5 protein-coding genes and 3 pseudogenes are annotated in these 7,235 nt (G+C 72.2%); 5 read left to right on the forward strand and 3 right to left on the reverse strand.

The genetic code is table 11. From position 1 onward, the window contains the following. Positions 1-46 precede the first annotated feature (46 nt). Positions 47-1,273, reverse strand: a complete 1,227-nt coding sequence (locus tag GQS09_RS25730) for an NADP-dependent malic enzyme (protein ID WP_165989946.1) — start codon at positions 1,271-1,273, stop codon at positions 47-49. Positions 1,274-1,807: 534 nt separating this feature from the next. Between GQS09_RS25730 and GQS09_RS25735 the strand changes: the two genes are divergently transcribed. The 4 genes and pseudogenes from GQS09_RS25735 to GQS09_RS31135 form a co-directional block, all read left to right on the forward strand. Then, the gene (locus GQS09_RS25735) at positions 1,808-2,737 is read left to right on the forward strand and encodes an ABC transporter substrate-binding protein (protein WP_165989947.1); all 930 of its coding nucleotides are present in this window, start codon (positions 1,808-1,810) and stop codon (positions 2,735-2,737) included. Positions 2,738-2,816: 79 nt separating this feature from the next. Further along, positions 2,817-3,824 (forward strand): amino acid ABC transporter permease, encoded by a 1,008-nt coding sequence (locus tag GQS09_RS25740; RefSeq protein WP_165989948.1) that lies wholly within the window; start codon positions 2,817-2,819, stop codon positions 3,822-3,824. Further along, positions 3,821-4,462 (forward strand): annotated as a pseudogene (locus GQS09_RS25745) (amino acid ABC transporter ATP-binding protein); the annotation flags it as partial. The gene GQS09_RS25740 and the pseudogene GQS09_RS25745, both read left to right, overlap by 4 nt. Before the next feature lie 107 nt (positions 4,463-4,569). Further along, a pseudogene (locus GQS09_RS31135) lies at positions 4,570-4,698 on the forward strand (ectoine/hydroxyectoine ABC transporter ATP-binding protein EhuA); the annotation flags it as partial. Between the two features lie 66 nt (positions 4,699-4,764). On the opposite strand, the gene GQS09_RS25755 reads toward GQS09_RS31135, so the two are convergent. Continuing rightward, entirely contained in the window at positions 4,765-5,313 is a 549-nt protein-coding gene (locus GQS09_RS25755; RefSeq protein ID WP_165989950.1) for a GNAT family N-acetyltransferase, read from the reverse strand. 259 nt (positions 5,314-5,572) lie between these two features. On the opposite strand from GQS09_RS25755, the gene GQS09_RS25760 reads away from it, so the two are divergent. Further along, complete coding sequence (locus GQS09_RS25760) at positions 5,573-6,535, forward strand: zinc-binding dehydrogenase (RefSeq protein ID WP_165989951.1); 963 nt, start codon at positions 5,573-5,575, stop codon at positions 6,533-6,535. A gap of 58 nt (positions 6,536-6,593) precedes the next feature. On the opposite strand, the pseudogene GQS09_RS25765 reads toward GQS09_RS25760, so the two are convergent. After that, positions 6,594-7,235: pseudogene (locus GQS09_RS25765) on the reverse strand (PadR family transcriptional regulator); the annotation flags it as partial.

The following is a 7,235-nucleotide window of genomic DNA, read 5'->3' on the forward strand; positions in this document are numbered from 1 at the left end:
CGCCGCGGCGCGGCGGGTGAGCGGGATCAAGGTGGCGCGGCGCGCCTCAGCGGCGGGCGAGGCCCTCCGCGCGGGCCGTGGCGGCCACCGCGGCGGCGACGGCCGGGGCCACCCGCTCGTCGAAGGGCGACGGGATCACCAGCGACGGGCTGAGTTCGTCCTCGACGACGGCCGCCAGCGCCTCGGCCGCGGCGAGCTTCATGCCCTCGCTGATCTGCGACGCCCGCACCTGGAGCGCGCCCGCGAAGATCCCGGGGAAGGCGAGCACGTTGTTGATCTGGTTGGGGAAGTCGCTGCGCCCGGTCGCCACCACCGCGGCGTACTTGCGGGCGATCTCCGGCCGGATCTCCGGGTCCGGGTTGGCCATGGCGAAGATGAAGGCGTCCGGCGCCATGGTGGCCACGGTCTCCTCGGGCACCGTGCCGCCGCTGACCCCGACGAAGACGTCCGCGCCCTTCATGGCCGTGGCCAGCGGGCCGGTGAGGCCCCGCGGGTTGGTGAGGCCGGCGAGCTCGCGCTTGGCGGGCGTGAGGTCGGAGCGGTCCTGGGAGACGATGCCCTTGCGGTCGCAGACCAGGATCTCGCCGGCGCCCGCGCCCCGCAGGATCTTGGCGATGGCCGCGCCCGCCGCCCCGGCCCCGGAGATCACCACCCGCAGATCCGCCATCCGCCGCCCGGTCAGCCGGACCGCGTTGCGCAGCGCGGCCAGCGTGACCACCGCGGTGCCGTGCTGGTCGTCGTGGAAGACCGGGATGTCCAGCCGGTCCTGGAGCTTGCGCTCGATCTCGAAGCAGCGCGGTGCCGCGATGTCCTCCAGGTTGATGCCGCCGAAGGACGGCGCCATCCGGGCCACCGTCTCCACCAGTTCGTCCGGGTCGCGGCAGTCCAGGGCGATCGGCACCGCGTCCACCCCCGCGAACTGCTTGAACAGGATCGCCTTGCCCTCCATCACCGGCAGCGACGCCTCGGGACCGATGTCCCCCAGACCCAGCACCGCGCTGCCGTCCGTGACCACGGCCACCACCTGCGACTTCCAGGTGTAGTCGTGCACCAGCTCCGGCTGCTCCGCGATGGCCGCGCACACCCGCGCCACCCCGGGCGTGTAGGCGAGGGAGAGATCGTCGGCGTTGCGCACCGGGACCGTGGCCCGGACGGCCATCTTGCCGCCCCGGTGCAGGGCGAAGGCCGAGTCCGGCCCGTCCCCTTCCGGCAGTCCGCCGGGCAGTCCGTCGGTCAGTTGATCGCTTTCTGCATTGACAATGTCGGACGACACGTGGTCTGACCCCTTATTCGCATCACTGTTCGAGGGACCGCTTCCCGGTCGGGAGGCGGGCGGGCAACCACGTCCGCGGTCTGTCGGGCGGATGGCCGCCCTCCAGGGACCGGAGCGGACGCCGGACGCGCCGCACACGCGCCCAGGTCCCCGGGTGAGGGGTGTAACGGACCGTTCTACAGGATCACCGCAGCAGCAATCGAGTGATTTCGGCCCGCCGTGAGCCGTGGCACGTTCCGGGGCGGACTCCGGGCGTGTTCACGCCACCTGTCGGGCCTGCTCGGGGAGGCGGTCCAAAACCGTCAGAAACGGAAGCGCGGTGATACATCTCTCACCACATCGAGGTCAATGCTCCCTTTCCGCCAGTTACCGTTTTCCGGTCACCGGTAGGGAGTGTCCGTTATCCGATCTTGACGTCCGACGGGGCCGCCCGGCCCTGTCCGGATGGCAAGATGCCGGTCATCCCATCCACCGGGCTCCCGATGACGTGTCCCGGCACCCCGGCGATACCCACCCCCGCAGGAGGACCCCGCGATGACCGCCATGACCCCCCGCCGCCGGCGTTCCCGTCTCGCCGCCGCCACCGCCCTCGCCGCGGCCGGCGCGCTGCTGCTCACCGCCTGCGGGGACGACGACGGCGACTCCGGCGCGAAGGACGCTCCCGCCGGCTCCGAGGCGCCGCTGTACGACGAGCTGCCCGAGGAGATCCAGAAGGCCGGGAAGATCAAGGTCGGCTCGGACATCGCCTACGCGCCGATCGAGTTCATGAACGAGAACAACGAGGTGGACGGCATCGACCCGGACATCGCGGAGGCCCTGGGCGAGCAGCTCGGCGTCGAGTTCGAGTTCATCAACGGCACCTTCGACGGCCTGATCCTGGGGATGAACTCGGGCCGCTACGACATCATCATGTCGGCCATGACGGACACCAAGGAGCGCCAGGAGGGCATCTCCGAGGACGCCGAGGGCGGCGCCGACTTCGTCAACTACTTCAAGGCCGGCTCGGCGATCCTGGTCGCCAAGGGCAACCCCGAGGGCGTGCAGGGCCTGGAGGACCTGTGCGGCCTGACCGTCGCCTCGCAGCGCGGCACCGCCAACGAGGCCCTGGTGGAGTCCCAGAACGCCTCCTGCGACGAGCCCATCGAGATGCTGGTCAACGACACCGACGACGAGTCGATCACCCAGCTCCAGAGCGGCCGCGCCGCCGTGGTGGTCACCGACTTCCCGGTGGCCCTGTACAACGCGCTGACCGCCCGCGACGGCGAGCTGTTCGAGGTGGTCGGCGAGCAGATCGACGCCGCGCCGTACGGCATCGCCGTGCCGAAGGACAACCCCGAGCTGCGCGACGCGCTGCAGAAGGCGGTCCAGGCCGTCATCGACAACGGCGACTACGCCGAGGTGCTCCAGGAGTGGAACGCCGAGACCGGCGCCATCGAGACCGCCACGGTCAACGCCGGCGAGTGACCCCGGCCACCACCGTCACCGGCACCAGCACCAGTAGCAGCACCAGTAGCAGCAGCGACGGCTAACGAAGGCATTCCCCGTGTCCGACACCCGTGACCAGGAGCCGGACCCCGGCAGGGCCGCCACCAGCGGCGCCGGGGCCGGCTCCGCGCCCCCCGAGACCGGAGGGGTCGGCAAGGTGCCCCCCGAGGCCATCAAGGCCATCCCGGTCCGCCACTACGGCCGCTGGATCTCAGCCGCGATCGTGCTGTTCCTGCTGGCCCTGGTGGTGCAGGCGTTCCGCACCGCCGACATCGCCTGGGAGGTCGTCGGCGACTACCTGGACGCCGAGACCATCATCGACGGCGCCCTCAACACCCTGTGGATCACCCTGCTCGCCATGCTGCTGGGCGTGGTGCTCGGGGTGGTCCTGGCGGTGATGCGGCTGTCCGCCAACCCGGTGCTGTCCAGCGTCTCCTACGCCTACATCTGGTTCTTCCGCGGCACCCCGGTGCTGGTCCAGCTCTTCCTCTGGTTCAACCTGGCGCTGGTCTTCCCGACCCTCGACCTGGGCTTCTGGGAGGAGGACATGAACGAGGTGATGACCCCGTTCGTGGCCGCGCTGCTGGGCCTGGGCCTGAACGAGGCCGCCTACATGGCCGAGATCAGCCGGGCCGGCATCCTCTCGGTGGACCGCGGCCAGACCGAGGCCGCGCACGCCCTGGGCATGTCCGGCCCCAGAACCATGCGCCGGATCGTGCTGCCGCAGGCCATGCGGGTGATCGTGCCGCCGACCGGCAACGAGTTCATCAACATGCTGAAGACCTCCTCGCTGGCCTACGCCATCCAGTACCAGGAACTCTTCCTGGCGGGCCGCAACATCTCCTCCCGTACGCTGGCGGTGATGGAGATGCTGATCGTGGTCTCGGTCTGGTACCTGCTGCTGACCACGGTCTTCTCCATCGGCCAGTACTACCTGGAGCGGTACTTCGCCAGGGGCAGCGACCACCGTCTGCCGCCCACCCCGCTCCAGCGGATCCGCGCACAGCTCACGTCGTTCCGGGTCCGCAGCAAGGTCCGCGGCGGCTCCGGGGAGGTGACGGTATGAGCGGCGAACCGATGGTCAGGGCCGAGCAGGTCCACAAGTCCTTCGGCGCGGTCGAGGTGCTCAGGGGCATCGACCTGGAGGTGCGGCGCGGCGAGGTGTTCTGCCTGGTGGGCCCGTCCGGCTCGGGCAAGTCCACCTTCCTGCGCTGCATCAATCACCTGGAGCAGATCAGCGCCGGCCGGCTGTACGTGGACGGCCGTCTGGTGGGCTACCGCCAGAAGGGGAACAAGCTCTACGAGATGAAGGAGCGCGAGGTCGCCGCCCAGCGCCGGGACATCGGCATGGTCTTCCAGCGCTTCAACCTCTTCCCGCACATGACCGCGCTGGAGAACGTGATGGAGGCGCCGGTCCAGGTCAAGGGCGTGCCCAGGGCCCGGGCCAGGGAGCGGGCGGTGGAGCTGCTGGAGCGGGTCGGGCTGAGCGACCGGATGCGCACCTACCCGGCGCAGCTCTCCGGCGGCCAGCAGCAGCGGGTGGCCATCGCCCGGGCACTGGCCATGGATCCCAAGCTGATGCTCTTCGACGAGCCCACCTCGGCGCTCGACCCGGAGCTGGTCGGCGAGGTGCTGGACGTGATGCGGCAGCTCGCCGAGGAGGGCATGACGATGATCGTCGTCACCCACGAGATGGGCTTCGCCCGCGAGGTCGGCNCGACCCGGAGCTGGTCGGCGAGGTGCTGGACGTGATGCGGCAGCTCGCCGAGGAGGGCATGACGATGATCGTCGTCACCCACGAGATGGGCTTCGCCCGCGAGGTCGGCGACTCCCTGGTCTTCATGGACGGCGGGGTGGTCGTGGAGGCCGGGCATCCGCGCGATGTGCTGACCAGCCCGCGGCACGAGCGCACCAAGGCGTTCCTGTCCAAGGTCTTGTGACTGCTCCGCGGCCCGGACGTCGGCGCCGTCGGCCCCGTCGGCCCCGTCTGCCCGGGCCGGCGGAGGTCACCGGACGAGGGGGCGGGTCCATGCCTCCAGCGGGGCGGTGTCCCCGCGCGGGTGCACCTTGCCGGAGTGCACCCAGCCCCAGCCCTGGAGCGCGGCGCGCGCGGCGCCGTTCCCCGGTTCCAGCAGGGTGACCGCCCGCGGCGCGCTGCTGCGTGCCAGAAGCTGGTCGTGCAGCCGGCCGCCCACCCCGCGGTGGCGGTGCGCGGGCCGCACCATCAGCTCGGCCATCACGAACAGCTGCCGGGAGTCGGCCACCTCGGTCAGCCCGGCCAGTTCCTCCGGCACCTGGGAGAAGCGGTCCCACCAGCTTCCGTCCCGGTCGATGCGGAAGCCGTAGGCGCAGCCCACCACCTGGGGCGCACAGGCCAGCACCAGGTCGAAATCCGGCTGCTGGACGTGCTCGGCGAAACGGCGCAGGAAGTCCTGGCGGTCGTGGAGCGCGGCGCCCGGGCTGTCCCGGTAGGACTCGGCGTGCACGTCCGCGATGTCGTTGCGCTGGTCCTCCGCCTGCCAGCGGCTGAGCCGTCGCAGAAAGAACTCGGTCATGATCGGTACCCCATCCCCGCGTCATCCCCGCACAGCCGCCGCGTGCTCCCGGGCGCCCCTGGCGCTCCTGGCCGGTCCCCGCGTCCGCCGCGGCACGGGTGGCGCCGTCGTGCGGGCGAGGGCTGCCGTGCCGCTGAGTGTTCCCATGGTTCCAGTTCGTGGACGGCCAAGGAACCCCGGAGCGTGCGGTCCGGTGATCTGAATCGCTTCCCGGCGCTCCCCCTGGTATGCGCCGGGGCGCGGGATTAGCTTGAGGATCATGTTTGCCGCCTATGCCGCCCGTTTCGACCGTGACCAGCCGCTGAACGCACTGGAGTTGGGGGAGCGGCCGGAGCCGCTGGCGCCCCCGAACTGGGCCGTCGTCCATGTGAAGGCCGCTTCGCTCAACCATCACGACATCTGGTCGCTGCGCGGCGTCGGCCTGGCCGAGGAGCAGCTCCCGATGATCCTCGGCTGCGACGCGGCCGGCACCGACGCCGACGGGAACGAGGTCGTGGTCTACCCGGTCGTCGGGGCCAGCGGCCACGGCGTGGGTCCGCGCGAGCGGCCCACCATCCTGACCGAGAAGTACCAGGGGAGCTTTGCCGAGCAGCTCTCCGTGCCGCAGTGGAACATCGTGCCCAAGCCGAAGGAGCTGTCCTTCGAGGAGGCGGCCTGCCTGCCCACCGCCTGGCTGACCGCCTACCGGATGCTGTTCACCAACGCCGGGGTCCGGCCCGGCGACAGCGTGCTGGTGCAGGGCGCGGGCGGCGGGGTGGCGACGGCGGCGATCGTGCTGGGCGCCGCGGCCGGGCTGCGGATGTTCGCCACCAGCCGCGACGAGACCAAGCGCAGGCGGGCGGTGGACCTGGGTGCGGAGGCGGCGTTCGAGACCGGCGCGCGGCTGCCGCACCGGGTGGACGCGGTGCTGGAGACGGTGGGCGCCGCCACCTGGTCGCACTCGGTCAAGGCGCTGCGGCCCGGCGGGGTCCTGGTGATCTCGGGTGCCACCTCCGGCCCGAATCCTGCGGCGGCCGAGCTGAACCGCATCTTCTTCCTGGAGCTGAAGGTGGTCGGCTCCACCATGGGGTCCAAGGAGGAGCTGGCCGGGCTGCTCAACTTCTGCGCGGCGAGGAACGTCCGCCCGGTGATCGACACCGTGCTGCCGCTCACCCGGGCCCGGGAGGGCTTCGCCAGGATGGCCGGGGGCGACCTGTTCGGCAAGATCGTCTTCACCGTGTGAGCACGCCGGCGCCCGCCGGGCGCCGAGCACGTGCCGGCCCTGGTGCGGCCGGCCCGGGTCAGTCCTCCTCGCCCGGCCGGCCGCCGCGGGCCCTGCGGTACTCCTCGGGGCTGCGGATCAGGGCCACCAGGTGGGCGGCGGTGGCGGACAGCCGGCGGCGGGCGTCGCGCAACTGCTCCGGGGTGACGCCGTGGTCGCGGGCGGCGTCGCGGACGTCGTCCCGGACCCGGTCGAGCAGCCGCTCCAGCTCCCGCAGCCGCTCCTCGGCGCTCATCTCCGCCTCCGGGCCGCTCTCCGCGCCCTGCTCGCCGTCCGGCGCGGTGCCGGCGTCCCCGGGGGCCTTCTGGGGCGGGGCGCCGCCCCAGAACGGCCAGGGGGTGGTGCGGTCGGTGATCCGGCCGCCCAGGCCGCCGAACTCCCGGCTCAGGCCCTCCAGGCCCTCGCGGACCGCGGCCTGCCAGTCGCCCGCGGAGGTGTGCCGCTGCACCCGCTCCTGAATGCGGCGGGCGGCCTGCTCGAAGTGGTCGCGGGCCTCGCGGCCGGCCCAGCGGGCCTCCTCCCTGGCCCGCCGCGCCTCCGAACGCGCCCGGCGGACCTCCTCCTTGGCCTCCTGCCGGGCCCGGCGCACCTCGTCCTGCCAGCGCTCCTGCCCCCGCTCCCCGGCGCGGTTCCGGCCGCCGGGGCCGCCGGGGCCGCCGGG

Origin of the sequence: Streptomyces sp. YIM 98790 (genome assembly GCF_011421595.1) — a bacterium.
Classification (GTDB): Bacteria; Actinomycetota; Actinomycetes; order Streptomycetales; family Streptomycetaceae; genus Streptomyces.

What these genes read in the sequence shown, in the direction of transcription:
- GQS09_RS25755 (WP_165989950.1), bottom strand. Translation starts at nt 5,313, where the DNA reads ATGACCGAGTTCTTTCTGCGACGGCTCAGCCGCTGGCAGGCGGAGGAC.
- GQS09_RS25760 (WP_165989951.1), top strand. Translation starts at nt 5,573, where the DNA reads ATGTTTGCCGCCTATGCCGCCCGTTTCGACCGTGACCAGCCGCTGAAC.
- GQS09_RS25735 (WP_165989947.1), top strand. Translation starts at nt 1,808, where the DNA reads ATGACCGCCATGACCCCCCGCCGCCGGCGTTCCCGTCTCGCCGCCGCC.